General features: G+C 35.9%; 25 protein-coding genes, 17 tRNA genes and 1 other RNA gene. 13 read left to right on the top strand and 30 right to left on the bottom strand.

The window, feature by feature from the left end; translation table 11 throughout:
• Positions 1-16: 16 nt before the first annotated feature.
• On the bottom strand, positions 17-1699 hold the full coding sequence (locus MKY04_RS01800; protein WP_126295343.1) for a hypothetical protein: 1683 nt from the start codon (positions 1697-1699) through the stop codon (positions 17-19).
• A gap of 240 nt (positions 1700-1939) precedes the next feature.
• Between MKY04_RS01800 and MKY04_RS22235 the strand changes: the two genes are divergently transcribed.
• Positions 1940-2311 carry a lysoplasmalogenase family protein gene (locus tag MKY04_RS22235; protein WP_428833890.1) on the top strand — a complete coding sequence of 124 codons (372 nt, stop codon included), beginning with the start codon at positions 1940-1942 and terminating at the stop codon, positions 2309-2311.
• A 337-nt stretch (positions 2312-2648) separates the two neighbouring features.
• On the opposite strand, the gene MKY04_RS01795 is transcribed toward MKY04_RS22235, so the two are convergent.
• Entirely contained in the window at positions 2649-3926 is a 1278-nt protein-coding gene (locus MKY04_RS01795) for an IS110 family transposase (RefSeq protein WP_126296408.1), read from the bottom strand.
• Between the two features lie 20 nt (positions 3927-3946).
• Here MKY04_RS01795 and MKY04_RS01790 point away from each other — a divergent pair, with 20 nt between their 5' ends.
• The 3 genes from MKY04_RS01790 (at position 3947) to MKY04_RS01780 (ending at position 6752) form a co-directional block, all read left to right on the top strand.
• Positions 3947-4393 (top strand): lysoplasmalogenase, encoded by a 447-nt coding sequence (locus tag MKY04_RS01790; protein WP_346235864.1) that lies wholly within the window; start codon positions 3947-3949, stop codon positions 4391-4393.
• A gap of 20 nt (positions 4394-4413) precedes the next feature.
• Positions 4414-5643: a peptidase T gene (gene pepT, locus MKY04_RS01785; RefSeq protein WP_126295341.1), complete on the top strand. Its 1230-nt coding sequence runs from the start codon at positions 4414-4416 to the stop codon at positions 5641-5643.
• Between the two features lie 137 nt (positions 5644-5780).
• Positions 5781-6752, top strand: a complete 972-nt coding sequence (locus MKY04_RS01780) for a DMT family transporter (RefSeq protein ID WP_126295340.1) — start codon at positions 5781-5783, stop codon at positions 6750-6752.
• A gap of 326 nt (positions 6753-7078) precedes the next feature.
• Here the strand turns inward: MKY04_RS01780 and MKY04_RS01775 are convergent, their stop codons facing one another.
• Positions 7079-7507: a DUF4395 domain-containing protein gene (locus tag MKY04_RS01775; protein ID WP_126295339.1), complete on the bottom strand. Its 429-nt coding sequence runs from the start codon at positions 7505-7507 to the stop codon at positions 7079-7081.
• Positions 7508-7598: 91 nt separating this feature from the next.
• Here MKY04_RS01775 and MKY04_RS01770 point away from each other — a divergent pair, with 91 nt between their 5' ends.
• Positions 7599-8330: a Fe-S oxidoreductase gene (locus tag MKY04_RS01770; protein WP_246020409.1), complete on the top strand. Its 732-nt coding sequence runs from the start codon at positions 7599-7601 to the stop codon at positions 8328-8330.
• An 80-nt stretch (positions 8331-8410) separates the two neighbouring features.
• Here MKY04_RS01770 and MKY04_RS01765 read toward each other — a convergent pair whose 3' ends face one another.
• The 9 genes from MKY04_RS01765 to MKY04_RS01725 all read right to left on the bottom strand — a co-directional run bounded on the left by MKY04_RS01765 (position 8411) and on the right by MKY04_RS01725 (position 17416).
• Complete coding sequence (locus tag MKY04_RS01765; protein WP_346235213.1) at positions 8411-9103, bottom strand: GNAT family N-acetyltransferase; 693 nt, start codon at positions 9101-9103, stop codon at positions 8411-8413.
• A gap of 9 nt (positions 9104-9112) precedes the next feature.
• The gene (locus tag MKY04_RS01760) at positions 9113-10228 is read right to left on the bottom strand and encodes a mandelate racemase/muconate lactonizing enzyme family protein (RefSeq protein WP_126295337.1); all 1116 of its coding nucleotides are present in this window, start codon (positions 10226-10228) and stop codon (positions 9113-9115) included.
• 38 nt (positions 10229-10266) lie between these two features.
• Positions 10267-11379 carry an amidohydrolase gene (locus tag MKY04_RS01755; protein WP_126295336.1) on the bottom strand — a complete coding sequence of 371 codons (1113 nt, stop codon included), beginning with the start codon at positions 11377-11379 and terminating at the stop codon, positions 10267-10269.
• Between the two features lie 145 nt (positions 11380-11524).
• Entirely contained in the window at positions 11525-11671 is a 147-nt protein-coding gene (locus tag MKY04_RS01750) for a hypothetical protein (protein WP_185807777.1), read from the bottom strand.
• A 381-nt stretch (positions 11672-12052) separates the two neighbouring features.
• Entirely contained in the window at positions 12053-12589 is a 537-nt protein-coding gene (locus MKY04_RS01745; protein ID WP_126295335.1) for a 5' nucleotidase, NT5C type, read from the bottom strand.
• 160 nt (positions 12590-12749) lie between these two features.
• Positions 12750-14783, bottom strand: coding sequence for a TRAP transporter permease (locus MKY04_RS01740; protein WP_126295334.1), 2034 nt, complete (start codon positions 14781-14783; stop codon positions 12750-12752).
• Positions 14764-15288: a DUF1850 domain-containing protein gene (locus MKY04_RS01735; protein ID WP_126295333.1), complete on the bottom strand. Its 525-nt coding sequence runs from the start codon at positions 15286-15288 to the stop codon at positions 14764-14766. The genes MKY04_RS01740 and MKY04_RS01735 overlap by 20 nt, the downstream gene beginning before the upstream one ends.
• A 110-nt stretch (positions 15289-15398) precedes the next feature.
• On the bottom strand, positions 15399-16409 hold the full coding sequence (locus MKY04_RS01730; protein WP_126295332.1) for a TAXI family TRAP transporter solute-binding subunit: 1011 nt from the start codon (positions 16407-16409) through the stop codon (positions 15399-15401).
• Positions 16410-16843: 434 nt separating this feature from the next.
• Complete coding sequence (locus tag MKY04_RS01725) at positions 16844-17416, bottom strand: superoxide dismutase family protein (RefSeq protein ID WP_126295331.1); 573 nt, start codon at positions 17414-17416, stop codon at positions 16844-16846.
• 148 nt (positions 17417-17564) lie between these two features.
• Between MKY04_RS01725 and MKY04_RS01720 the strand changes: the two genes are divergently transcribed.
• Complete coding sequence (locus MKY04_RS01720) at positions 17565-17744, top strand: YjfB family protein (protein WP_126295330.1); 180 nt, start codon at positions 17565-17567, stop codon at positions 17742-17744.
• Between the two features lie 97 nt (positions 17745-17841).
• On the opposite strand, the gene MKY04_RS01715 is transcribed toward MKY04_RS01720, so the two are convergent.
• Positions 17842-18297, bottom strand: coding sequence for a hypothetical protein (locus MKY04_RS01715; RefSeq protein ID WP_246020407.1), 456 nt, complete (start codon positions 18295-18297; stop codon positions 17842-17844).
• Between the two features lie 212 nt (positions 18298-18509).
• On the opposite strand from MKY04_RS01715, the gene MKY04_RS01710 reads away from it, so the two are divergent.
• From MKY04_RS01710 to MKY04_RS01680, 7 genes are all read left to right on the top strand, one after another.
• The gene (locus tag MKY04_RS01710) at positions 18510-19175 is read left to right on the top strand and encodes a YfbR-like 5'-deoxynucleotidase (protein WP_246020406.1); all 666 of its coding nucleotides are present in this window, start codon (positions 18510-18512) and stop codon (positions 19173-19175) included.
• Between the two features lie 193 nt (positions 19176-19368).
• Positions 19369-19561: non-coding RNA, 6S RNA (gene ssrS / locus MKY04_RS01705), on the top strand.
• A gap of 250 nt (positions 19562-19811) precedes the next feature.
• The gene (locus MKY04_RS01700; RefSeq protein WP_126295329.1) at positions 19812-20519 is read left to right on the top strand and encodes a lantibiotic protection ABC transporter ATP-binding protein; all 708 of its coding nucleotides are present in this window, start codon (positions 19812-19814) and stop codon (positions 20517-20519) included.
• Between the two features lies 1 nt (position 20520).
• Positions 20521-21249 (top strand): lantibiotic immunity ABC transporter MutE/EpiE family permease subunit, encoded by a 729-nt coding sequence (locus MKY04_RS01695; protein WP_126295328.1) that lies wholly within the window; start codon positions 20521-20523, stop codon positions 21247-21249.
• Between the two features lie 3 nt (positions 21250-21252).
• Complete coding sequence (locus MKY04_RS01690) at positions 21253-22008, top strand: lantibiotic immunity ABC transporter MutG family permease subunit (RefSeq protein ID WP_126295327.1); 756 nt, start codon at positions 21253-21255, stop codon at positions 22006-22008.
• Positions 22009-22038: 30 nt separating this feature from the next.
• The gene (locus tag MKY04_RS01685) at positions 22039-22701 is read left to right on the top strand and encodes a response regulator transcription factor (protein WP_126295326.1); all 663 of its coding nucleotides are present in this window, start codon (positions 22039-22041) and stop codon (positions 22699-22701) included.
• Positions 22689-24074, top strand: coding sequence for a sensor histidine kinase (locus MKY04_RS01680; RefSeq protein ID WP_126295325.1), 1386 nt, complete (start codon positions 22689-22691; stop codon positions 24072-24074). Before MKY04_RS01685 ends, MKY04_RS01680 begins: the two co-directional genes overlap by 13 nt.
• A 441-nt stretch (positions 24075-24515) precedes the next feature.
• Here MKY04_RS01680 and MKY04_RS01675 read toward each other — a convergent pair.
• The 17 genes from MKY04_RS01675 to MKY04_RS01595 form a co-directional block, all read right to left on the bottom strand.
• Positions 24516-24587 (bottom strand) — tRNA-Glu (locus MKY04_RS01675).
• A gap of 1 nt (position 24588) precedes the next feature.
• Positions 24589-24663: transfer RNA gene (locus MKY04_RS01670), tRNA-Asn, on the bottom strand.
• A gap of 9 nt (positions 24664-24672) precedes the next feature.
• Positions 24673-24749, bottom strand: a tRNA-Ile gene (locus MKY04_RS01665).
• A 4-nt stretch (positions 24750-24753) separates the two neighbouring features.
• Positions 24754-24827: transfer RNA gene (locus tag MKY04_RS01660), tRNA-Gly, on the bottom strand.
• A 5-nt stretch (positions 24828-24832) separates the two neighbouring features.
• A tRNA-Phe gene (locus MKY04_RS01655) sits at positions 24833-24908 on the bottom strand.
• Between the two features lie 11 nt (positions 24909-24919).
• Positions 24920-24995: transfer RNA gene (locus MKY04_RS01650), tRNA-Asp, on the bottom strand.
• 18 nt (positions 24996-25013) lie between these two features.
• Positions 25014-25106 (bottom strand) — tRNA-Ser (locus MKY04_RS01645).
• An 11-nt stretch (positions 25107-25117) separates the two neighbouring features.
• A tRNA-Met gene (locus MKY04_RS01640) sits at positions 25118-25194 on the bottom strand.
• Positions 25195-25207: 13 nt separating this feature from the next.
• A tRNA-Ala gene (locus MKY04_RS01635) sits at positions 25208-25283 on the bottom strand.
• A 34-nt stretch (positions 25284-25317) separates the two neighbouring features.
• A tRNA-Pro gene (locus MKY04_RS01630) sits at positions 25318-25394 on the bottom strand.
• 7 nt (positions 25395-25401) lie between these two features.
• A tRNA-Arg gene (locus MKY04_RS01625) sits at positions 25402-25478 on the bottom strand.
• 23 nt (positions 25479-25501) lie between these two features.
• Positions 25502-25590 (bottom strand) — tRNA-Leu (locus MKY04_RS01620).
• 5 nt (positions 25591-25595) lie between these two features.
• Positions 25596-25670 (bottom strand) — tRNA-Gly (locus MKY04_RS01615).
• A gap of 41 nt (positions 25671-25711) precedes the next feature.
• A tRNA-Lys gene (locus tag MKY04_RS01610) sits at positions 25712-25786 on the bottom strand.
• 6 nt (positions 25787-25792) lie between these two features.
• Positions 25793-25876 (bottom strand) — tRNA-Tyr (locus MKY04_RS01605).
• A gap of 9 nt (positions 25877-25885) precedes the next feature.
• A tRNA-Thr gene (locus MKY04_RS01600) sits at positions 25886-25958 on the bottom strand.
• Positions 25959-25963: 5 nt separating this feature from the next.
• Positions 25964-26039: transfer RNA gene (locus tag MKY04_RS01595), tRNA-Val, on the bottom strand.
• Positions 26040-26050: the final 11 nt, after the last annotated feature.

Below are 26050 nucleotides of genomic sequence, written 5' to 3'. Positions count from 1 at the left end.
TTATTTAAACCGTTATTTACTTCGCCGGAATTCCCTGTATAACAATTTCCTTAACAGGCAGGAACTGTTCATCCGTATTGTAATAAGTCACTGCCACACGGTCGCCTTCTTGCAAATAAATAACAAGCGGAGCATTTTGCGAGCTTACAATAAAGTTTTGGCCCGTATTCAGCAAGAATGAAACAATTGTATAATCACCGATTCTTTCTTTATAAACACGCAACACATCTCCGGAAATAGTTGCCTCTTCTGCATTAGATGTTCCATCAACAGAATCTCCACTTCGATTAAGTGCCGTCTTATAAAGTTTTAACGCTTCGTTTGGTGTTGATCCGTAAGCAGAAATTTCGGGATTCGCCGCTGAAACGATAAAGTAGTTTTGTAGGAAACCATTTGAATCAAGTACAGGTGCTAGCCAGCTTGCTTCACCATAGAAGTTATAAAGAATTGGCATCTCACCTGCCCATTCTTTTTCAATGAATTTCTTCTCAATAATATCCAATGCACCTCGTGAATCCATATACGATTCTTCCAAATTACCAGTATAGTAAGTCGATTCACCCGTTCTTGCATTAGTTAATGAGTAGCCAAGCATTGAATCAACGCCTTCTTTAGGGCTCGTAAAGTCTGTGAAGTAATACATTTCGCCATCTTCATTAAATATTGGGCTTACATTTGCCTCTGTTCCTTCATCAGAAGGCAACTTCACATCTTTTTTCCCAAACAAACTATTCCAATAGCCATGAATATATTTACCAAAGTAGCTATTTTGAAGACTAACTGATTCAGGTGAAACAGCACCATCAATAAATTCAGGCACTTCATCTAATGTGAATAGCTCAGATTCCCCTGTCGCTGCATCAACCATAACAATTCCTTTTACATCAAATCCATTTCGAGCAGAAATAAAATCTCCGTATGATCGAATATAATATGGTTTTCCTTCGTCATTTACTTCTAATTGAGACTCACCATAAAAAATAAGTGCTGGGTTTTGCAAACGCATGTGACGTTCTAAATCCTTATTTAAAAATGCAGAAGGGACATATTCCATCTCACTTTTAACAAACTTCGGATTATCGCTGGAGTCTGTAGCACTCATCGTAAAATAACCAGGTGTTGTTTTTCCGTTAAACCATTTAAAAAATCCTGAAAACTCAACAGGTGCTATATATACATATTCCCCATTCACTTTTTGAATTTGTAAATTTCCAAGTTCGTAGTAACTTGTATTAGGAACTTGGCCAAATGCTTTTTTCATTTTATTTTCCGCAAATCTTGGTGGTACACTGGCAGGAGTTTTAGTTTCATCAAAAGGCTCAATTTCTTCCTGCTCCTCCATTTTTGCGGAATTAAATTTTTCATTTGCATTCCATAATGGAGTTAAAAGCATATATCCTAAAAAAATTAAACTTGCTAAAAAAATTATGCCTTTAAATTTTTGTTCGATCCCTTTAGACAAGAGAACGCCAAGCAAAGCAATGATTGGCAGCACATAAGCGAAAACCGTCCAATTCATATCTATTTTCGTAATATATATAAAAAGGAAAGAAATAATAAAGCTCGCAATAAGACTAAAAATTAAAGATTTCCATAACTTATTAGTTTTTTCCCCTTTTTGCGCCTTATATGTAAAAGGAACAATGATAACTGTCGTGACAACTGCAGCAATTATGGCCGCTAGCAATAACTGATTCAACTGAACCACCCTTTCTTATACCTTTTATACGGAATAGTAATGGCTTTAGTTTCATAAATACATAAGAAAAACGTAAGCGGTTCTTACTTGAGCATCGATGTTAACCCGCGAAAACGCTCTATCTTGCTTCTAACCAACATTATTCACTTTAGCTTTAGCTCAAGCTACTCCCTTCGTTGAAAGGACAGACCAATACTTCTAAAGGCATTAGCTTACGTTTAACACTATTCAAAAAAATTTATGCTTTTCTTAATAAAAAGGAGTGGTAGTTTTTTGGTGCAGAAAATTTTGTTATGTATGTTTGTCGTTTTTAGTTTCTACTATATATTCTTCATTGAAACAATTTTAGATTCTTTAATACTACTGTTTAAATTGATTCCTATGGTTTTAATTATTATTCTCGCATTTATAACCCCAGCTAAATACGCTACTGCCTATAAAACTTTAATAATCATCGCCCTAATTTTTTGTGCTTTTGGCGATTATACATTGCAGTGGTTTATTATCGGGCTTTCATGCTTTCTTATTGGCCACGTTTTTTACATTCGAGCATTTTTAACAACGAATGTTAAAAAACCTCCCTCTATAAATGTTGATATATCAACGGTTTGACCCGTTTTATCTAATAGAAAAAATATTTTTTAAAGAATAATATTTTAGTATTTTACAATACTTCAATTCATTTACAGTTTGAGGATACGCTTCGCTAAAGTTAATTGGTAGTAATTAACTTTCCGTTCCAATATGTGATGCACAATTGGATCTCTGCAATGCTTATGATGACGTACCCTCCCATGTCTCTTGGCGTCTAGCGCATACATTCCTTCGTTCGGTCTATTCATAAGGCAGAGGCTGGCGATGCTCCTTTAGGGACTCGTAGTCGGATGGAATAAATAATGCCGGCTTCTCCGTGTCATCCTTTTGTAATTTAATCGAGCTAAGGTGTAGCTTAGGCTGCCTCTACGAGACAATAAAGGTCTTTCATCATAAGTTGTTCATCAAACTGTACTTTCTTCTTGCATAGAGCGTGTAAAATCTTCAGTAACTTACCACAAAGGACAACCATCGATTGCTTCTTTCGAAGTGGATTAACTGTGCGTGTGGTGTAATATTCATGTAATTGCTTAAAGGCTTCATTATGGCGAATCAACGGTATCATAACTCGGAATAAGAGAGAACGAAGCTTTCTTCTTCCTCGCTTTGAAATGCGTTTCTGACCTTTGTGTTGCCCAGATGAGTTTTCACGTAATGTGAGTCCCGCTAGTTTGATTAATTGGCGTGGATGCTCATATTGAGTGAAGGAACCAATCTCTGAAAGAAGATCGACGATTGTTACATCGCCAATACCAGGCACAGTGGCTAGATACTCATAATCCGTCATTTGTTTCGTTAATTCAATTAATTGTTCTGTTAGACTATCGAGCTGTTGTTGCATCAATTTGCGTTGACTAAGGAGTGTGGCAATTTCTATTCGTGCCATCGTAAGACCTTCTGTCAACCCGATTGAAGATTGAGCAGCCTCGACTAATTGTTTTGCCTTCGGCAATTGAGGTGATTTTAATCCCTCTACCTGACGGTATAAAAACAATAATTCTTCGGGAGATTTACCGAGAATATCAGCGGGTAGAGGTGTCTTTTCAAGAACCGCATACGCCATCTTTCCGAAACTTTTAAAAACAGACATAAATTCTGGGAAAAAGCGATCCAACCATCGAATGAGACGATTTTGTAATGCATTGAGATCTTCTTGTATCTTTGAACGTAACGTGGCACCGTTTCGTAATTCCGCTTCCACGCCTTCTAGAATACGTGGATAGCTAAAACGTCCATCACGTATTAGACGCGCAATTACAAGTGCATCCTTTTGATCGTTCTTCGTTTGGAGATTATCGTCCAATTCTTTGGATTTGTTCACATGGCTCGGATTCACCATGATAAACGGAATCCCATGTTCAAAAAGATAGACAGCGAGATTCATCCAGTAGTGGCCTGTAGGCTCAAAACCAACTAATATTTCGCTTTTATCATGCGTAGTAAGTAAAGTTAATAACTTTTCATAAAATGCATCAAACCCATTTCTTGATTGCGTGAAAGGGAATGACTTTTGAAGCACACGGCCTCGTTCATCAATTGCGCAAGCATAATGTTTGTGCTTAGCGATATCGATACCTACGACGAGTGTATTTTCAGTGACTTGATTAATTTTCTGGTTCGTATTAAAATTCATAGACGGAGTCCTCCTGTGTGATGATGGGTCAATGGCTGTTGACACTCATGCATCATACTAGAGGGCTTTTTTTATTTCAAGACCCTGAAAATCCTTCTAACAGGAATGCTCCTTTATGGATAAGGCTGCTCCTTTTAATTTATGGAGTAAGTATGATGATTTGGATTGGAACTACTTTATTAGATGCTAACCAGTTCTTCCTTGCAGTCGCGGTTTGCGCCTATATAATTATTATACTAACGATGGGATGGACATCATTTAGAACTGGATGTAATTATGCAAGTATAGGGGCAATTTTATTTATCATTTCTGATTCCATATTGGCAATCAATAAATTTATTGCTCCTATCGAATATTCGCATCAATTTATTATGCTCACTTATTATGCAGCGCAATTTTTTATGACTTTAAGTATTGCTAACTATTCTGAATCCCGAAGTAAAAGTGCTACAATGAATGTAGTTTAAAACTTTAGGGGGGCCCTTCTATGAAAGAAAAAGTAATAGATCGTTTCATTAGATATGCAAAAATAGACACACAGTCAAATCCAGAAAGCTCAACAACGCCTTCTACCGAAAAACAATTTGATTTATTAAATGTATTAAAAGATGAGCTTTCAGAAATAGGTTTAACAGAAATTTCTTTAAATGAAAACGGCTATTTATTTGCCACTTTGCCATCAAATACAGACAAAAAAATTCCTACTATTGGTTTTTTAGCTCATGTTGATACATCCCCTGATTTTTCAGGAGCAAACGTTAATCCTCAACGTATTGATAATTACGATGGTGGTGATATTCAGTTAAATGATGATGTCGTTATGTCGCCAACCTACTTCCCAAATTTAAAAAACTATGTAGGGCAAACACTTATCACTACTGACGGTACAACGCTTTTAGGTGCAGATGACAAAGCTGGCATCGCTGAAATTATGACAGCAATGGAATATTTAGTCGCACATCCTGAAATCAAACATGGTAAAATTCGCGTAGCATTTACACCCGATGAAGAAATCGGACGCGGTCCACATAAATTTGATGTTAAAGCGTTTGGAGCTGATTTTGCTTATACAATGGATGGAGGCCCACTTGGTGAACTCCAATTCGAAAGCTTCAATGCAGCTGGCGTTAAAGTAACAACTCGTGGCACGAGCGTACATCCTGGTTCAGCAAAAAACAAAATGATCAATGCCATTACAATGGCGATTAAGTTTCAAAATGGAATGCCAGCAGATGCCGTTCCCGAAAAGACTGAAGGCTATGAGGGGTTCATTCATTTAATGAGCTTTAACGGAAATATTGAAGAAGCAAAACTTTCTTATATTATTCGCGACCATGACCGTGAAAAGTTTGAAGCGAAAAAAGCCCATTTTCTTGAAGTTGAAAAAATGGTTAAAGATAAATATGGTGAAAATGCAATCACAGTAGAAATTGAAGATCAATATTATAATATGGGTGAAAAAATTAAACCTGTAAAAGAAATTGTTGACATTGCTTATATCGCAATGGAAAATTTAGATATCGATCCAATTATAGAGCCAATTCGTGGTGGTACAGACGGTTCTCAGTTATCGTATATGGGCTTGCCAACTCCAAATATTTTTGCGGGTGGCGAAAACATGCACGGAAAATTTGAATTTGTCTCAGCAGAAACAATGGAAAAAGCAACAAAGGTTATTATTGAAATTGTTCGGCTATTTGAAGCACAAGCAAAATAAGTTAATTTGTGCGAAGTAAGTATTTCTTGCTTCGCACTTTTTATTGAAATAGATGTCTGAATATTATATATTTTTTGTATTCATGGCGAAAATTATATATTTTTAAATTATATTTGGTAAGAAAGTAGGTTATTAGATTGAAAGAGATTATATTAGGGATTCTAGCGGCACTATTTTTTGCTGTTACATTCATTTTAAATCATTCTATGGAATTAGAAGGCGGCAGCTGGCTTTGGAGTTCATCCTTACGCTATTTTTTCATGCTTCCCTTCCTACTTGTCATTGTTCTTTCTCGTAAAGGATGGAAGCCGCTCTCTTCGGAGATGAAAGCTCAACCTACTAAATGGCTGCTTTGGAGTTTTGTAGGATTTGTACTATTTTATGCTCCCCTGACTTATGTAGCTTCTTTTGGACCGGGTTGGCTCGTTTCAGGAACATGGCAATTTACTATTGTTGCTGGAATTTTACTGGCTCCATTATTTGTAAGAACAATAGACGGTGTTAAAATTCGCCAAAAAATCCCGGTTATTTCTCTGCTTATTTCAAGTGTTATACTAATCGGTATTTTATTAATTCAAGTTCCACAGGCACAATCTGTATCAATTCATGTTTTATTGCTCGGAACATTACCAGTCGTTGTCGCAGCTTTTGCCTATCCCCTCGGCAATCGAAAAATGATGGAAGTATGTGGTGGTCGACTTGATACTTACCAGCGTGTTCTTGGTATGACAATTGCTTCCCTGCCCGCGTGGATTATTTTAGCAGGCTATGCTTTTATAACTGTAGGTCTACCATCAGCAAATCAAGTATTTCAATCACTATTAGTCGGGATTAGCTCTGGAGTAATTGCAACAGTATTATTTTTCATTGCTACAGACCGTGTTCGGGAAGATCAAGGAAAACTCGCTGCCGTTGAAGCAACACAGTCAACAGAAGTACTTTTCGTTATCATCGGTGAAATGATTTTACTAGGGGTTCCATTGCCAGATCCAATTGCGCTAATCGGTATTGGTGTGATTGTAATTGGGATGCTATTGCATAGCTACCATACAGTCTTACTATCTAAAAAATCTGTAATAAAAGAAAAAGAAGCCGGACTTCAAAATTGAAGTCCGGTCTATTTTGTTGACGTTCTAGTTAAGGGGGGATAGAACGTTTAAATGATTCGCATTCTTCTGGAGAAAGAAGCTTAAAGTGTATTTCTTTCTTTATATGATAATGATAATCATTTTCATTTAATCTGTCAACTAATTTCAATAAATTTTTTTTCTAAATTAACAGGCAATAAATCTCCTGCCAATTGGAAGGCTTGGTAAGCAATCAATTCCCCATAAATCAAATTGGTTCAGCCATTATAATTCAACTCATTTAATGCATCTATCGTGCAAAAAGTTTTGTATTAATTACGGGAACCACGCTGATTTTATAGTTTACTTTATGACTGTTTTAAGGATCGGCGATATTTATATTGTTTTATTTGATAGAAGATAAAACAGCCAATACAAAAACCTAGAATAGCTATAAATGAAGCAAGAGCAACCATGATAGTAAAAATGAGGCCAACAATTTTCCAACCTACAAGAAAGCTAATATACCCACCAGCTAAACAAAAGATGGCGATGCACGCATTAAACTTTTGCTGAGTAACATCTTCCGGGATGTATTGCTTCCCTTTTTTAATTAAAAATATTCTTGCAAATTTCATGATCGGATTAAAATTAAATAAAACACCTAATACATTTGAAATTAATGGTATTAATAAAATGAAAGCTTCTCCAAAAATCCATGTTAAAATGACAGAAATTAAAATTGCCCATTGATTCGTTCTTACTAGCGGCCTTGGTATTGAATGTATTTGAGCCAAGATAATACCAACCTTTCTTATCCATTTTATACATTTTAATTGTTTAATCTTATTTTGTATAGAAAAATTTGATTATATATTGTGTTATAGTATGGTAAAAAAGAAAGGTGATGTTATGCATGCTTTAACTAACGATCAACTAAGGATGTTGAATTCATATAGTGTTTACACAGCAATTCCAGAGCGTACACTTTTCACCTTAGATAGCCTGCACAACGATTTTTATTTAACTGATTTTAAAAATTTAATGGTGGGAATAACAAAAGCAAAAACCGAAGCTGCAGCTATTTCTCATTTTGGGCGACGTTATGGGATGTTTATTGCAATGCAGTTTTATATGTTGTCTGTATATGATGAAGTGTGGGACGGTAATTTGGAGGATATTCGCTTTAGTCATGTCAAGGAATTTGGAAACAACACTGTTGCAACGTTTATTGCACCAAAGGATTTTCGCTATGTAGAAGACCATGAGCGTGAAGCAGTAATTGAAAACATTTTAACCCAATGCCATTTAATCTTTCAACAATTGCGTAAAACGACTTCAATATCCCCTCTTACATTATGGGAAAACGTTTTTGGATATATGATTTGGAATTATTATATAATAACTAATAATCCTTTGCTTGCAGACCGAGCTTTTGAGGATTTGGAAATTTTAGAGGATACAAAAGTATGGCAGCAATTTTCAAATAAATCTTGGTTTAATCAATTCACAGGTGGGAAAGCTCCTGCTGAATTAGTTAATAAACCTTTGCGAAAAAGCTGCTGCTTCTCTAAAGATATCCCTGGACTGATAGTTTGTGAATTTTGTCCAACGAAGTAACTGTGTTTTGCTTTCATCTTGAAAATAGTTATTTTCTAAAGAGGGCCACCCAAAATCAACTTTTGGATGGCTTATTTATATTATTTTTTCTTCTTATACTCTACTACCCAATCTTCATTTAATTGTTTCATAGCTACACCTACAAAACCATCTTTTAGCAGCTTTTGTTGTCCTTCTATGTCTCCCATTGAAATTGCAGCTGCATCTTCTTCATATTGAGGCTCTTTTCGCAAATCCAACGCAAATACATAGCGAAGCTTTTCACCATATGTATATTTTAATGCAACAATATAAAATCCTTGCGAAAATTTATCTTTTAAACTTGCAATATTATACGGCATAACTGTTGTACAAATATAATCAAATGCGGTTGTATCTATTTGCTGCATAATGACTTTTGCTAATGTTTTTTGTAAACCGTGTCCACGATAAATTGGATCTACACTTGAAATTTCTTGGTAAAGAACTCGTTTTAAATCCGATTCTTTTTCCAACCCAATATGATAACCTAAATGATCTTCATCGATTTCAGGAATCAAAAGGGCCCGAAAAGCAATTAATCTCTCTTCTACAAAAGCTCCTATCATAATGCCGTTTCCATCTAAAATAAACAAAAATTCTTCTTCTGAAAGCGGCTGTAAGATATCCTTATTCGGCAATGCTTCACAAACAGCTTCTTGCAATTTTAGCACTTCTGGTAAGCAGTTTTTATCTAAAACATGTACTGAGTAAGCTTGCTCACCTAATAAGCCTTCATAAATTTTTTCTTTCATTTTGCTCACCTACTGTATTAAATCCTTGAATTGTGTAAGCTCTGCAAGAACTGTCTCATCAACAGCAACACCTAATCCAGGATGTTCATTTAATTGGATACATGGGATAATATAGCTTTCCTTTAAATCACCAATATCTTTAGAAAATTTAACAGGGCCTGTTAATTCAACACTTTTTATAATTTTTTTCGAAAATGCAACATGGAAACCTGCAGCAGAGCCGATGGATGATTCAACCATAGAGCCTATTTGACACTCAATTCCAGCCATCTCCGCCATGTTTGCTAACTTCATTGCAGGATAAATACCACCGCATTTCATAAGCTTAATATTTACTTTATCTGCTGCGCGTTTTGCAATTATTTGACGCATATCATTCATATTACGAAGACCTTCATCAATCATTAATGGAATAGAAGATTTTGATTTAATTTCAACCATTGCATCAATATCATCTTGATCGACAGGTTGTTCAAGCCAGTCAAGGCCTAAAAATTCAAGTTGGCGTAAGGCTTGAAGTGTATTTGCACTATTTCCCCATCCTTGGTTTACATCTACACGGATTGCGATATCTTCTCCTACACGCTCTCTTACTGCTTTAATTCGTTTTACATCTCCTGAAACATCTACACCGACCTTCATTTTAAATGAACGGTAGCCTTCTTTTAATTTTTCTTCAGCTTCATTCGCCATTTTTTCGGGCTCGTCTATACTTAAAACATGTGTTACTGGGAATTTTTCATGGTAGCGTCCACCTAAAAGCTGATATACAGGAACATCTAATTTTTTTCCTGCAACATCAAAACAGGCAATATCAATTGCAGCTTTTGCAGCTGGGGCTCTGTGTACTGATTTATCCATTATTTCATGTATCTTTTCAAATTCCATAGGATTTTTTCCAATGAGTATCGGAGCTAGCGTATTTTTTATCATTGCATAGGTTGAGTCTGGAGTTTCCCCAGTTATATGTTCATCAGGTACCGACTCCCCCCAACCGACAAGTCCACATTCTGTTGTTAATTTAACAATAATCGACCGAATATATGGGTATGTTGCATAACTAATAATAAAAGGTTTAATTAATGGTAAATTTACCGAAAAAACTTCAATTTGTTTAATTTTCATGATGATTAACTTCCTTTTCACCTACATCTATTTGTAGTTTATTCATTTACTGCATTTCGTAGAGTTGTTGTTAGCACTTTAGCACCTGTAATTAATGCTTCTTTATTAAATGTCATTTTTGGATGATGCAACCCTGGAGTTAAATCGGCACCAATTCCTATCATAGCTGCCTTTAAATTAGGCCTTAATATAGTGTAGTAATGGAAATCGTCGCTGCCTGGTGTTGAAATTGGTTTCTCTAAACATTCTATACCCAACGCTTCAATAATAGATTCTTTCGCAATTTTCATCGCTTCTTCTGAAACTTCTGCACCTGGTGTTTTATCAACCCAGTCACAGCTAATTTCTACTCCAAACATATCCATTATTGTTTTAAAGCCTTCATTAATTCGCTTTTGTAATTCTTCTAATACTGAGTTTTTTTGTGCGCGTACATCAATTGAAAATGCCGCACTTCCGGGGATTATATTTATACTCCCACCATCTGCAACAATTTTTGTTAACTTTGCACTATAAATTTCAAAAGGATTAATATAAATATTTTTTAACATTTGCTGAATTGCAAAAATGACATCTATTGCATTTTTCCCTTGATGAGGTCTAGCCCCATGTGCATCTACTCCAACAATTGTACCATTTAAAAATAACGCTGCACCGTGGTGAATTGCTGGTGTTACTTTTCCTAGCGGCAATTCTTCAATGGGGCGTAAATGAACACCAAATAAATAAGAAACATCATCGATTACACCATGCTTCACCATTTCAATTGCTCCCCCGCCCGTTTCTTCAGCAGGTTGAAAAATAAAGCGAATTCGTTTCTTTAAAGGTAATTCCTTTAATTGGATGAGTGCACCTAACACCATCGATATATTTGCATCATGTCCACAAGAATGGTTTGCACGCATAACTCCATCTACCTTTTGCCATAATGCATCAATATCCGCTCGAACAGCTATTACTTCTTCTCCTAGGCCGATTTCCGCTACAAGGCCTGTTACATCTGAAAAGAATTTATATGGCACTTTCAATTCATCTAATATAGATGCTATTTTTTTAGTAGTCTCAATTTCCTTCCAACTAACCTCTGGATTATCATGAAAATGTTCAAACCATCCATAGATGACTTCTTCGTAAGTTTTTACTTGCCCCATTTTGCACCTCAAATTTTTCGATTATACTTTTTCTTATTATACATAACACGTGTTCAAATATTAACCGCTTCTGCCCATAAACTAATATTATAAGCAGAAAAAAACGACAAACTCCTTGCTCGAGTTTTGTCGCTTTCATTTAAAATTATAAGCTTGAGAAAAAACCTGGTGGATACTCTTCGTAATTCGGTACCTCATTATATGGTACTTCCTCCATCTCCTTGTCATATTCTAACTCAAGTTCTTCGTCCAATAAATACGTTTCGAACTTAGAAGAAAGTAAGCTTGTCATATTAGAATCACTCCTTAGTTAGAATTTTCTGATATTATCATTCTACATACTTCATTTCGCTAACACAACATATTTATGTTATATATGCAAAAAAAGTATAAAAATCATCTCATAATGAGAACTATTTATACCACTTAGTTTTAACACATGTTTCACAAATAAAATGCTTCTTAAATAATATTTGATTTTATGCATTAAAATAAAAAAGACCAGGACTTTTGTTCAAGAAAGTACCTGGTTTTAGCTACAGTATTAAATTTCAACGTAAGACATCCTAATGCTCCCTTAATTGTATTTAAAGTACGGGAAATTACTATTTTGATGTCACTCTTTTGAATAATTATATGAATCAATCTCGAACATTAATTTTAACTACAGTAGTTATTGCTTAACGGGCAAAAACAGTTCCTTAATCTCCTTCCAGTTATATACACGCTTAAATTGAGTATATTGCTCATTATATGGCTGAGAATATAGAATTCCTTCTCCTGTAAAGGATTGAAGCTGCCTAATGTTATCGTCAATTAAATAATCTGCCTTTACAACCTTTTTATCTCCACAGAAAATAAAATGGGTTGGATTTAAAAATGGAAAATACTCTAAAAGCCATTCATACTTGGCATGAAAACTTCCTGGCACGTCCATTGCAGCAGTTGCAATATAGATTTCATAATGCTCGTTTAACTCTTTCAACACAGGTACGGCATCTACATCTTCTAATTCTAAATCACGGAAAAAGTCGGGCTCATTTATCATTAAAAAAAATTCATTACTTAATTCTGGGTAAAGTGTTTCTATTTTTGAAATATCAAATTCTTCTCTCGAAATATTCTTGTTAAATCGCTCATTAAAAGCTTTCAAAGCCTTCCCTAAAAAATCTGCTAAAACTTGATCCATATCAACAGCTATGCTTTTCATATGCTCCTCCAAATTGTTTTTTCTATATCTAGTCTAAAAAAGGAAACTGTAAAAAACAATCCATACAAAATCAATTTACAGAAACTTAATGTTATTTACACCAGCTCTCTCGCCTCGTAAAAAAGCTTGCACATATGAAATTGTGCAAGCTTAAAAGAATTTAATTTGTAGCAGTATCTAGATTTGTATCCTTTGGTTTATTCCCTTTATTTTTTGTCATTAATTGAATGACAAACATGATACCAAAGACGATTAGACCTGTAATATCTGAAATTGACTCTGGGTAAATCATTGCTAAACCTGCAGCAATGACAATAATACGTTCAAACCACATTAACTTTCTGTACCAGTATCCAATAACACCAGATCCAATTGCAATCATACCTAAAATAGCTGTGATTACGACCCATAATATTTGCCATATTGTTACATCAATCATTAATAAGGCTGGTGAATATACAATCATATAAGGGATGATAAACGCTGCAATAGCAAGTTTAGCAGAGTTCACACCTGTTTTAATTGGGTCTCCACCTGAAATACCTGATGCAGCAAAGGCAGCAAGAGCAACTGGTGGCGTAATATCAGCAATAATCCCAAAGTAGAATACAAAGAAGTGAGCTGATAATAAAACTGTAATAGGCACTAAATCTTGAGATACAACACCTGGTGCTAATAATGTAATAATAGCCGGCGCCGCAATTGTTGATGTAATAACATAGTTTGCTGTTGTTGGAGCACCCATTCCTAAAATTAATGAAGCAATCATTACAAAGAATAGTGTTAGGAATATTTTCCCTCCAGCAAGATCCACTAAGCTATTCGCTAAACTTAATCCTAAACCTGTTTTTACAACTACCCCTACGATAATACCTGCACATGCTGTTGCTGCTGCTACCGCTAATGCAGTGCGTGCACCGTCTACTAGTGCATCAATAATATCTTTTATGCCTAGTCGTGTTTCTTTATTAATAGCACCGACAACAATACAAGATATAATTCCGTAAAGAGCTGCATGCATTACAGGAACGCCAACTAACATTAATACGATTATTAAAATAATCGGTAATAATAAATAAATTTTCTTAAATACTTCTTTACGATCAGGCATTTCTTCATCAGTTAGCCCACGCAACCCTAATCGTTTTGCTTCAAAATGGGTCATAATCCAAATACCCGTAAAATATAAAAGAGCTGGAATTGCCGCAGCTTTTGCAATATCCCAATATGTTATTCCTCTTCCGATAAACTCTACCATCAGGAAGGCTGCAGCACCCATAATTGGAGGCATTAACTGTCCGCCGGTAGATGCAGATGCTTCAACTGCTCCTGCAAACTCTTTCTTATAGCCAAGTTTTTTCATCATAGGAATTGTATATGAACCAGATGTTACAACATTCGCAACAGAGCTTCCTGAAATTGTACCTTGTAAGGCAGAAGAGAAGATGGCAACTTTCGCAGGACCACCAATCATCTTACCCGCAAATGCTACTGCTAAATCATTAAAGTATTGACCAACACCTGTTTTTACTAAAAATGCACCAAACAATAGGAAGACAAAAATATATGTCGCAGAAACACTAATAGGTGTACCTAGAATTCCATCTGTTGTATAAAACATTAAATTAACAATGCTCTCTAACGTTTGACCACGGTGTGCAAGAAAATCTGGGAAATACGGACCGTAGAATGCATAAACCAAAAAGAAAGCAGCAATAATTGTAATTGGCAGCCCAACTGCACGTCGAGCAGCTTCTAATACTAGTAATATCGCTACTACACCTACGTAAAAGTCGATATCTGTAATTGATCCTAAACTATTAACCAATCTTTCATAGTTTAAACTCCAATACGAACCAACAACAACAGATAGTAGAGCTAAAATATAATCATAAAAGGCAATCTTTGTTTTTGAGCCTTTTTTACGTGCTGGAAACAATAAAAAAATAACCGTTAAAGCAAATCCTAGATGGATTGTTCTTTGAATAGGTGCTGTATATTGCCCAAAAATTGCTGTATACAACTGAAACAAAGAAAAACATAATAATATTACATAAATTACCCAACGAAACGCACCAGCTAAATTCCGTGTGTTTGACTCTGTATCATATTTTTCTAAAAGCGCCTGTTGCTGTTCTGCTGATAATGTTTCAAAAAGCTCTTCTTGAGTCTTTTCATTCTGCTGCTTCACCATGATCGAATACAGCTCCTTTCCATTTTTCAATTAGCGAAACCTTTTTAATTTCAAACAAATAGGATTTACCTCTTTGAAGAAATGATTTTAAATTATATGATTGATCATCATATAAAAAATACAAATCTAGGTCTATATCTCCTACATACAATGTAAAATCTGATAACACTTTATCTTCAAATGACAATATGTATCTTCCATCCTCATACGCTAATGTTTCCCCTTTTTCAGCATATGCTGGCATTCCTATCGAAACATCTTCATATTCCATTGACACAAGCTTCAGATTATTTGCATCCGCAATTTCGTACGTTTCTAAAACATCTGTCAAATGAATTGAATGCGTATAACGGATTTGGAATACGTTTTCATCTGAGATGTTTATGTAAAACTTTTCTGGATGGTTTGTTCTTATTTCCGTAAAAGAAAAGACTTGATGTATTGGTAAAAATAAAAAAACTGCAGCCACAATGCCAAACGAAAAGACAAACGCTACTCGTTTCATGCAACCACCCCAAACATTTCCTTAAATAGGACTACTATTAAAAAGGAGCTTGAAGAAATTCCTCAAGCCCCCTTTTTTTAATGCTTGACTACTAATAGTTCAATTTTAAATTATTGTTCATCAAAGTATTTTTGAGCACCTGGGTGAACATCAATTCCAATTCCATCTAAAGCAGTTTCAGCTTTGATGAAAGAACCTTTTGCATGGCTGATTTTATCTGTGTTGCCATAAATAGCTTTTGTAATTCCATATGCAACATCTTCTGGTAAATCAGCTTTTACTGCTAGCATCGCTAAAACAGATACAGTTGGTACATCTGTTTCTAAACCATAAGTACCAGCTGGAATTGTATCAACAGCATAGTATGGATATTTTGCGATTAATGCTTCTGCTTTATCAGCAGCAACTGGAACGATTACAACATCAGTTGTAGCACCTAAAGCTTCAACAGCAGCTGTTGGATAACCAGCTGTAACGAATGCAGCGTCAATTTGACCTGTTTGTAATCCATCTGTTGACTCACCAAAGTCTAAGTTTTGAGGTTGAATATCATCCATTGTTAAACCATGAATTTCAAGTAATTGTTCAGCATTTGCGTAAGTACCAGAACCTGGTGCACCTACTGAAACTTTTTTACCTTTTAAATCTTCATAAGAAGCAATACCTGAATTTGCAGTTGTTACAAGGTGAATTGTTTCAGGGTATAAACCACCGATTGCAACTAAATCCTCTACAGCTGCACCTTCAAACATTAGTTGACCATTTTTTGCATAGTAAGCAATATCAGTTTGAACGAATGCGATTTCAGCATTTCCTTCTTTTAATGCATTTACGTTTGCAGCAGAAGCTTGTGATACTTCCGCAGTTGTTTTAATGCCTGTCTCATCTGTAATTAAATCCGCAAATGTACCACCAAGTGCATAGTATGTACCTTGCGTACCACCAGTTACTAAGCTTAAGAAATCAATGTCTGATGTTTTTTCTTCTGTAGCACCTTCTGTAGCATTTTCTTCAGATGTAGTGCCTTCAGTTTCTGTAGACTCTTCTCCGCCACATGCTGCTAATACCATAATTAGCATAAGGCATAAAGCTGTTAGAAATAAAAACTTCTTATTCTTCAAAATAACCCCTCCTGCGTAATATTTGTTACATTACAGATTAATTTTAACTATTAATATTCTTTTGTGTCAATCATTTTAATATTCTGCTAATAGAATAATAGCGAAACTAACAGAGCGAAAACGTTTACAGTAAACATATTTTAAATATATCAGAAAAATTTTTATTTTATATAATTAATTTAATCTGTTGTGGTACAAAATATTTTTCTACGATTTTGCTAATTTTTTAACTAATTAATTAAAAATTTACTAGTGTTTACAAACTAATAAGCATATTGTATTGCTAATTAATTTTGCCAATGAACGTTAAGACTTATAACCTTCCATTTACTTATCACATCGTTATGTCAGGTTTAACTATTGGTTTTTATTCTTAAATAAAAAAATAAGCTGTGTAAAAGACGAAATTTCGCCAAATACACAGCTTAATAATTTTAGTTTTTAGGTGTTATAACTCCACAAGCAATTCTTGCGCCCGAATTACCAGCTGGATCAGTAACATAATCATCTGCTTTTTCATGAACAACAATTGAACTTCCATCTTTATCAAATAGAGAGTTTTCCATGCCTTGTTCCAACGTTATATTTTTTGCAACAAATTCTACTTGAACAGTACCATCTTCTTCAGGTGTTATATTAGGTAAATCCCCAAGGTGAGGCCCCTTTGGATTATTAATTCCATGCTGTTTGTTAGTAGGATTAAAATGTTCTCCAGCTGATTCAAAGGTTGGCTTTTCACACTTCCCTACCTGATGAATATGAATTCCATGTTCCCCTTCAGGAATTTCTGTAAGACCAAGCGAAAGAAGTACACCATCTTCCCCTTCAGTCATTTCTACATGGCCAATTTCTTTTCCTTCAGTATTAATTACCTTCGCTGTAGCTTGTAATGCTTCAGGTGCATTAACTGTAATTGCTTCATCGCTGTTGAATGCACCAAATAAATTGCATCCACTTAGAACTAGCACCATTGCACTTAACAATAAACTGATTTTAATTTTCCACATATTTGGTTATCCCTCCTATTGAGGAGTATTACCATCGGGGAATATAAATATTCCTAAAATGTAGAAAGATACCATTTAACTCATTTATCTGAAATGAAGTTAATGAGTGTTCTAAATGACCGATATTAAAGGCAAAGGAGGTAAATATATGGATATAAATTCAATCATGTCTGCACAGGTTTCGCAACTTCAACAGACCTTGCAAATAAGCATTATGGATAAAGCTATGAATATTGGAGCAGCGAGTACAATTAAAATGCTAAACGATATGCCTGAACAAACTGCTGTACATCCTTACAAAGGAAACACAATTGATATATCTGTTTAAACTAAAAGAGATCTTTGATTTAAATCAAGGGTCTTTTTATTTTCTAAAAAATGAACGGATATATCATCTACTTACAACATGCCATTAAGAGAAGTTTTTACCAAAGTTCAGGTTTTGCTACCATAAACCACAACATAACCAATAACAAAAAAATATACAGCCAAGTGGATTTTCTCAATTTTATTATAAAAATCTCTTTATTAAAGTCAGTTGTCCCAAAAGTATGTATTGTAGGTTTAAATGCCCGCGCTAAAAAGATAATAGATCCAAGCATTACTAATATAGTTAACACAACCCATGAAGTTGTCCACGTCCAACCACTGAGAATAATCAAAATGATACCTGAAATAACTAGAACATGACCCGCATGTTTAATAATGGTAATAATAGACTGAAACAATTGTACAAATCCCCATAGCTGCGACTCTTCTAAGCTATCCATTTTCTTCAAAATAAGCAATAGTGCAAATAACGGACCAATTGATATTATCGCGCTTAATATATGTGTATATAAAAAGAAAGTGTATACCATTCTAATTTCACGTCCAATCATTGCAGATACCACAAGTATACCATCATGAAAACGCTTAAATTTTGAGGAAACAATGACACTTTATTTGTTTTGGGAATATTTTATTGCCTTTTTAACAATACTTGCATATTCTATAAATTAAATATTTGTTATTTGTTAATCACATGTTATTTGTTTGTAAAACACCCCAAATAAACTAAGAATCATTATATGATTAAGAGGAAGCATACGAAATGCTTACATCATTATACTTAGGAGTGATTATTATAGGAATTCATAAGTTTTTCACAAGCCTAAATGATTTAGAACGTATTTTCCGTGCCCCAGGACGCTTCAAATTTGAGGAACATAATGTTGCAGCCCATTCATGGAAAGTGTCTCAATATGCGATGTTTTTCGGTACACTTGAAGAAATGCACGGAGCTAAAGTAGATTGGAAATCATTATATGAAAAAACAATCAATCATGACTTTGCTGAGGTATTTATCGGAGACATTAAAACACCTGTAAAACATGCGAGTGTCGAATTAAAACAAATGCTTGCTCATGTTGAAGAAAAAATGATGGAAAAATTTATACGCGAAGAAATACCCCCCGACTTCCAGGATGTTTTTTTCAATCGAATGAAAGAAGGAAAAGATGCTACAATTGAAGGTCGTCTTCTTGAATTTGCGGATAAATTAGATCAATTTTATGAGTCTTTTGCAGAGTTAAAACGTGGCAATACAGATAAAGAATTTGTAATTATGTATCAACAAGCTTTACAAAAGCTGCTGCAAATGCCCCTTGAAGTAAGCGTCAAATATTTTCGTGATGAAATTTTGATTGACGTCATGCGCGAAGAAACGCAAATTAACATTGCCGCATTAACAAATGAAATCTTAAATAAAATAGATTAGCCGCAAAAGTTTTCCTATTGAAGGAAGGCTTTTTATTTTGGTATAAAGACTGAGCATTTTTTGAAAACTATACTATTATTTAAAAAAATGCTTTGTAACCATATATTATATTGCCAAAAACCGTATTAATTATTTGACTTTTTCTTTAAAAGATACTTACTTGCACTGTTATCCATAATCGTTTAATATAACATTAAAGCTGCGTTGTTCGTACAAATATTAAGTTTTAACCTTTGAACTGTAAAAGGGAGTTTTAATCGAATAGGGAATGGCGGGCGTCACACTCCGGTGAATGACGATATACAGGAACTATTCTGCGAGCACCCACCTGGTGGAGTCGTGGTTTTAAAACTTTCTATTAATAATTACGGCAAGGCGGCTTTGCCATACATAATGTATAGCAAGGCTTTAGCCATTCCCTCTTCAACCTTGAAGAGGGAATTTTTTTTGGTTTTACTATTTTCGGAAAATTAGTAAAAACTTACACCCCACTCCCCCCTTTTATCCTCACAACTATGATAAAGAAAGTAAAATATCTTCCATTAAATTACTAATTATTTTATAAAATTTTTCCATCCTTATGAAATCCTTATAATTACTTTTTACCATAGATTCATCGAAAGGATGATGACTACTATGAAAGATATTATTTTAAAAACAAATTGTCTTTGTAAGAGTTTTAAGGGGCAAAAAATTGTAGACAATCTATCGTTGGAGATTCCTCGGAATTCCGTTTATGGATTATTAGGTCCAAATGGTGCAGGGAAATCAACAACTTTAAAAATGATTACGGGCATGTTACGCCCAAGTGCAGGAGAAATATATTTTAACGGTAAGGAATGGACTCGAGATAATTTAAAGGACATTGGCGTATTAATTGAAACACCGCCACTATATGACAATTTATCAGCAAGAGAAAATCTTAAGGTGCGAACAATTGCCCTTGGACTGCCACAAAAGCGGATAGATGAAGTATTAGAGATTGTCGATTTGACTAATACCGGAAAAAAACGGGCTGGGCAATTTTCTCTCGGAATGAAACAACGCTTAGGAATAGCTATAGCCTTATTAAACAATCCAAAGCTTTTAATTCTTGATGAACCAACAAATGGTCTAGACCCAATTGGCATTCAAGAGCTCCGAGGACTCATTCGATCTTTTCCAAAACACGGTATTACAGTTATTTTGTCAAGCCACATATTATCTGAAGTTGAGCAGGTGGTTGATGAAATCGGCATCATAGCTGGAGGAAAATTAGGTTATCAAGGGATTGCTCCACGTGGACAGGAATTAGAGTCACTATTTATGCAGGTTGTGTCTGCTAATAGAAAGGTAGGCATATAACATGATTTCTATCATCAAAGCTGAAAGATTAAAATGGAAGAAAACATTTATTCCAAAATTACTTTGGCTTGCACCCATAGTGACACTGCTTATGAGTGCCGGTTTAATGGGAGGAAGTTTTTTTCAAACAGGTGCTTATAATTGGTGGTATGTACTACTTCTACCTGGCACCCTTACATTATGTTGTGCATTGGTAATAGAGAAAGATGCTAAATTGAAATATCATAGCGTTCTCGCATTACCACTTGACCTAAAAAAGATTTGGTTTGGTAAAATTCTTGCATGTAGTGCTTGGCTTTTACTAATAACAATTATTTTTTTGGTGGGAATTACTGCAGGAGGATGGATTTTTGGGAATAGCTTATCAATCTCCAAAAGTCTAGTAGGAAGTTTGATCATTTTCTTAACTTTTTTATGGCAAATCCCTCTTTGTTTATTCCTTGCAGCTAAATTGGGAACCTATATGGCTATCTTAATCAATATTGTTGCCAATGTAGTTGGGATTGTAGTGTTTGCCGATAGCGAGTTTTGGTATAGTTACCCCTTTGCTATTTCTGCACGTTTAATGTGTCCTACACTTGGAATTTTACCAAATGGCCTCCCTGTTCCAGAGGGGAGTACTTTATCAAGCTCAGGAGTTATACTACCGGGATTACTAATAAGTTTAGCATTGTTTGCTATAGTTAGCCTCCTTACTGCACGTTGGTTCCAGAAAGTGGAGGCGAAATAACACATGGTATTAATACGATTGCTTAAATCTGAATTTTTAAAAACGAAAAGAACACCATTTTTAATTATTCATTTTCTTGTGCCAATCATTGTATCGATGCTATTCTTAGCATACTATTCATATTCACCGTGGAATTATAGTGACAAAGTTATAGCCTATTTGCAGGCACTTACTTGCGGATATCCTATAATAATCGGATTAGTTTGTGCGATGGTGTCAGAACAAGAGGCTGGCGCAGGACATTTTCAGGAAATGCTCACTTCTACTAAAATTAAAATATTGGGGTTCGTTAGCAAACTCCTACTTTTATTAATGTTTAGTTTCGGAGCAATTTTTATGTCCATTGGGATTTTTGGCATTGGTTTTATTGGGATATTACATGAAAATTTCTTTGATTTTCGATTCTATGTAATAGCAGCTTGCATTTTATTTATTAGTCATGTATTTATATATGTTTTACATTTTGTGGTTAGTCTTCATTTTGGCAAAGGTGCTTCAATTGGCCTTGGTATTGTTGAATCGCTTTTAGTCGCTTTACTACTTACAGGACTAGGTGATGGAATATGGTCGTTTATCCCCTATGGATGGGGAGGTCATTTTGTTTCATTATGGTCACTACATTGGTCAGGCGCTGAGCCATCTATATTAGAAACTGGACTTAAAACTGGTATCATTGCTTGTGTTTGTGGAACATTAATTGCATTTACACTGTCGTGTATATGGTTTTGGAAATGGGAAGGCAGAAAATCTGTTAGTTAAATAGAGTAAGAGATTGAAAAGGGATGAAGTATGGCAAAGATATTAGCGGTAGATGACGAAACAGATATTTTAATGTTGGTAAAAAACGCATTATTAGAAGAAAATCATCTAGTAACAATTATTTCGGATGTAACAGAAGTATATAAAATGGATCTTGGTGCTTTTGATTTAATTTTATTAGATGTAATGATGCCAGATATAGATGGTTTTACTTTATGTGGCCAAATCCGCCATGCTGTTGATTGTCCTATCCTGTTTTTAACAGCTAAATCAATGGAGGAAGATTTAATGTACGGTCTTGGCATCGGTGCAGATGATTATATTACGAAACCTTTTGGCATCGGTGAGCTGCGTGCAAGAGTCAATGCTCACTTAAGACGGGAAAATAGAGAAAAACGCCGTATTCTGTATGCGGATAAAATTCATTTTAATCTCGCTGGCAAAGAGTTATTTGTTAATGGCGAAAAAGTTATTTTAACAAAAAGCGAATATGAAATATGCGAATTTCTAGCACGTAATAGAGGACAAGTTTTCTCCAAGGAGAAAATTTACGAAACGATTTTTGGATATGACGGGAAAAGCGACAGCACTGCAATTACGGAGCATATTAAAAATATTCGCTCAAAGCTACATACCTTTGACGTTGATGTAATTGAAACAGTTTGGGGGATTGGATATAAATGGAGACGTTAACACCGAGGAAAGGAACACGTCTTCACATGTTTTTTCTCCGATATCTTCTTTTCTTATGTTTTGGAACTATTCTTTTAGTAGCACTACTGCTCAGTCTATTTCTATTCGCTTTTTCTACTAATATTATTTTGCCAGCGAATTATGCGGAAAACCAAATTTCATTATCTAAAAATCTTATTGCTTCAAACGGTTCTGTCACACCAGATATTATTCCAGAGCTCGTTGACTACGCTGTTTTCTCAAAACAAGGAGAATTTTTATCAGGCAATCTGACAAGAAAGGAAGCCTTACATGCTTGGGAATTGATGCAAAATGGAGAAAAACGAGATAACACTCAATATTATTCGTATATAGAACGTGAAAACGAGATTTGTATATTAAGATACCGATTAGTGCCCGAATATCATTCGGCTGCTTTAAGAAAGTACCTGCCAAATCCACAATTATTTGCCTTCCTATTATTTATTGTAGGAATTGTGGTTCTAGTGACGGTTCTTTCAGTTCATTTTGGAAGAAAGCTGAAGAAAAAAATGATGGGTTTACAAGAAGCGATTGAAAAAATACAAAATCAAAATTTAGATTTTACTATTAAGCCATCGGGAATTCGTGAAATAGATGACATCTCTGTTTCATTTGAGCAGATGAAAGATGCATTATATACTTCATTGAAACAACAGTGGGAGTTAGAACAGACACGTAGAGAACAAATTTCCGCCCTAGCCCATGATCTTAAAACACCCATTACAATTATTCGAGGAAATGCTGAACTTTTAAAGAGCACTGTGCTAAACGATAGACAAAGGCAATATAATGACTATATTTTGAAAAATACAATTGAGATAGAAAAATTCACAAAAGAACTGATTGATTTATCGAAAATGGAGAAAAATGTTGTTCGTGAAAAAGGCAGTGTTAAAACGGATGCCTTTTTAAATGAATTAGAGAAGCAGATGAGGGCTCTTTCTCTAGAAAAAAGGCTTTATGTTGATGTACAAAAGGTGTCGCTTCCAGAGTCGATCTTTATTGATAAAGAGCTTTTTTATCGAGCGATTTTAAACATTATTGTAAACGCCGTAGAGCATACCCCAAACAATGGAAAGGTTAAATTAATTGCCCAAGGTTCGGCTGAATCGATACATTTTACCGTATCTGATAGCGGCTGTGGATTTTCCTCAAAAGATTTAAAAAAAGCTACAAAGCAGTTTTATCGAGGTGATTCGAGCAGAAGCTCAGGCAATCACCATGGTATGGGACTCTATATTGCACAATCAATTGTCCAGGACCATAATGGGACGTTGCTAATTGATAATGATATATTATCTGGTGGAGGAAAAGTGACCATAACGATTCCAATAAATAAGCATACAAATTAAGGTTTAAAAAATGATCTAGACCAAAGCTGCACTTAGTATCCAGAGCTTCTCTTTTTTAAAATAGCTTGGGTTAATTATGCATTGTAGAATCCAATAGCTTCGGAACTATTATAAAAAGCTTTGATACGATTACTAAACTAAAAAAGGGTGACCCAAAGCTAATAATTTCGGGCACCCTTTTTGAAGATTAACTTAGAATAAAAAATAATTAGAAAATCGAACCTAATAAAGTCACCGCACCATATTATCTCAAAGGGATATATTCCTTTATGTATAAATTGTATAACTGGATAAACTTATCTTACAATGGATCTTATTTTCTTCTCCCCCAAAAATTCACCTTAGGAATATCCACCTCTCGATTACAAGATTAACCAAACTTTCCCTTCATTCTGAAGGCACTAAAAAACGTGTAGCAAGCAATTGCTACACGTTTTTTTATGACCCGTACGGGATTCGAACCCGTGTTACCGCCGTGAAAGGGCGGTGTCTTAACCACTTGACCAACGGGCCGTGGCTCCGAAGGTAGGACTCGAACCTACGACCGATCGGTTAACAGCCGATTGCTCTACCACTGAGCTACTTCGGAATATTGTTATGGTGGGCCTAAATGGACTTGAACCATCGACCTCACGCTTATCAGGCGTGCGCTCTAACCAGCTGAGCTATAGGCCCCTAATGGAGCGGGTGATGAGAATCGAACTCACGACATCAGCTTGGAAGGCTGAGGTTTTACCATTAAACTACACCCGCAAAAATGGTGGGTCGAGACGGAATCGAACCGCCGACACTTTGAGCTTCAGTCAAATGCTCTACCAACTGAGCTATCGACCCATCATTTTAAATGGCGGTCCCGACCGGGATCGAACCGGCGATCTCCTGCGTGACAGGCAGGCATGTTAACCGCTACACCACGGGACCTTTATTACTTAATTTAAATGGCGGAGGCAGTAGGATTTGAACCCACGCGCGGTTTAACCCGCCTGTCGGTTTTCAAGACCGATCCCTTCAGCCAGACTTGGGTATGCCTCCGTTATAATAGATGGTGGCGGCAGAGGGGATCGAACCCCCGACCTTACGGGTATGAACCGTACGCTCTAGCCAGCTGAGCTACGCCGCCATAAATAAAATTTTGGTGGAGCCTAGCGGGATCGAACCGCTGACCTCCTGCGTGCAAGGCAGGCGCTCTCCCAGCTGAGCTAAGGCCCCATAATTATATTATTAAAAAATCAACTTTATTCTATGGTCGGGAAGACAGGATTCGAACCTGCGACCCCTTGGTCCCAAACCAAGTGCTCTACCAAGCTGAGCTACTTCCCGTATCTTTTGGCGCGCCTGGCAGGAGTCGAACCCACAACCTTCTGATCCGTAGTCAGACGCTCTATCCAATTGAGCTACAGGCGCTACATCTTGATAGTAAATTAAAATGGTGCCGAGGACCGGAATCGAACCGGTACGGTAGTCACCTACCGCAGGATTTTAAGTCCTGTGCGTCTGCCAGTTCCGCCACCCCGGCACATTTGGAGCGGAAGACGGGGTTCGAACCCGCGACCCCCACCTTGGCAAGGTGGTGTTCTACCACTGAACTACTTCCGCAAAAGCATGCTCCAAATTTTTCTAGCAATTTATTATAAAACTGGTGAGCCATGAAGGACTTGAACCTTCGACCCTCTGATTAAAAGTCAGATGCTCTACCACTGAGCTAATGGCTCTTAGAATGGTGGAGGGGGACGGATTCGAACCGCCGAACCCGAAGGAGCGGATTTACAGTCCGCCGCGTTTAGCCACTTCGCTACCCCTCCAAGTAATGATGCCGGCGATAGGAGTCGAACCCACGACCTACTGATTACAAGTCAGTTGCTCTACCAACTGAGCTACACCGGCATATATGGTGGAGGATGACGGGCTCGAACCGCCGACCCCCTGCTTGTAAGGCAGGTGCTCTCCCAGCTGAGCTAATCCTCCACATAAAACAA

It is taken from the genome of Lysinibacillus telephonicus (genome assembly GCF_039654155.1).
GTDB lineage: Bacteria > Bacillota > Bacilli > Bacillales_A > Planococcaceae > Ureibacillus > Ureibacillus telephonicus.
Note: the sequence above shows the minus strand (reverse complement) of the source record. Positions and strands in the feature narration are given on the sequence as shown.

What these genes read in the sequence shown, in the direction of transcription:
- MKY04_RS01685 (WP_126295326.1), top strand. Translation starts at nt 22,039, where the DNA reads ATGGCAAAGATATTAGCGGTAGATGACGAAACAGATATTTTAATGTTG.
- MKY04_RS01715 (WP_246020407.1), bottom strand. Translation starts at nt 18,297, where the DNA reads ATGATTGGACGTGAAATTAGAATGGTATACACTTTCTTTTTATATACA.
- MKY04_RS01735 (WP_126295333.1), bottom strand. Translation starts at nt 15,288, where the DNA reads ATGAAACGAGTAGCGTTTGTCTTTTCGTTTGGCATTGTGGCTGCAGTT.
- MKY04_RS01755 (WP_126295336.1), bottom strand. Translation starts at nt 11,379, where the DNA reads ATGGGGCAAGTAAAAACTTACGAAGAAGTCATCTATGGATGGTTTGAA.
- MKY04_RS01745 (WP_126295335.1), bottom strand. Translation starts at nt 12,589, where the DNA reads ATGAAAAGCATAGCTGTTGATATGGATCAAGTTTTAGCAGATTTTTTA.
- MKY04_RS01720 (WP_126295330.1), top strand. Translation starts at nt 17,565, where the DNA reads ATGGATATAAATTCAATCATGTCTGCACAGGTTTCGCAACTTCAACAG.
- MKY04_RS01680 (WP_126295325.1), top strand. Translation starts at nt 22,689, where the DNA reads ATGGAGACGTTAACACCGAGGAAAGGAACACGTCTTCACATGTTTTTT.
- pepT (WP_126295341.1), top strand. Translation starts at nt 4,414, where the DNA reads ATGAAAGAAAAAGTAATAGATCGTTTCATTAGATATGCAAAAATAGAC.
- MKY04_RS01690 (WP_126295327.1), top strand. Translation starts at nt 21,253, where the DNA reads ATGGTATTAATACGATTGCTTAAATCTGAATTTTTAAAAACGAAAAGA.
- MKY04_RS01760 (WP_126295337.1), bottom strand. Translation starts at nt 10,228, where the DNA reads ATGAAAATTAAACAAATTGAAGTTTTTTCGGTAAATTTACCATTAATT.
- MKY04_RS01740 (WP_126295334.1), bottom strand. Translation starts at nt 14,783, where the DNA reads ATGGTGAAGCAGCAGAATGAAAAGACTCAAGAAGAGCTTTTTGAAACA.
- MKY04_RS01750 (WP_185807777.1), bottom strand. Translation starts at nt 11,671, where the DNA reads ATGACAAGCTTACTTTCTTCTAAGTTCGAAACGTATTTATTGGACGAA.
- MKY04_RS01765 (WP_346235213.1), bottom strand. Translation starts at nt 9,103, where the DNA reads ATGAAAGAAAAAATTTATGAAGGCTTATTAGGTGAGCAAGCTTACTCA.
- MKY04_RS01710 (WP_246020406.1), top strand. Translation starts at nt 18,510, where the DNA reads ATGCTTACATCATTATACTTAGGAGTGATTATTATAGGAATTCATAAG.
- MKY04_RS01725 (WP_126295331.1), bottom strand. Translation starts at nt 17,416, where the DNA reads ATGTGGAAAATTAAAATCAGTTTATTGTTAAGTGCAATGGTGCTAGTT.
- MKY04_RS01700 (WP_126295329.1), top strand. Translation starts at nt 19,812, where the DNA reads ATGAAAGATATTATTTTAAAAACAAATTGTCTTTGTAAGAGTTTTAAG.
- MKY04_RS22235 (WP_428833890.1), top strand. Translation starts at nt 1,940, where the DNA reads ATGCTTTTCTTAATAAAAAGGAGTGGTAGTTTTTTGGTGCAGAAAATT.
- MKY04_RS01790 (WP_346235864.1), top strand. Translation starts at nt 3,947, where the DNA reads ATGATGGGTCAATGGCTGTTGACACTCATGCATCATACTAGAGGGCTT.
- MKY04_RS01795 (WP_126296408.1), bottom strand. Translation starts at nt 3,926, where the DNA reads ATGAATTTTAATACGAACCAGAAAATTAATCAAGTCACTGAAAATACA.
- MKY04_RS01770 (WP_246020409.1), top strand. Translation starts at nt 7,599, where the DNA reads ATGGTAAAAAAGAAAGGTGATGTTATGCATGCTTTAACTAACGATCAA.
- MKY04_RS01695 (WP_126295328.1), top strand. Translation starts at nt 20,521, where the DNA reads ATGATTTCTATCATCAAAGCTGAAAGATTAAAATGGAAGAAAACATTT.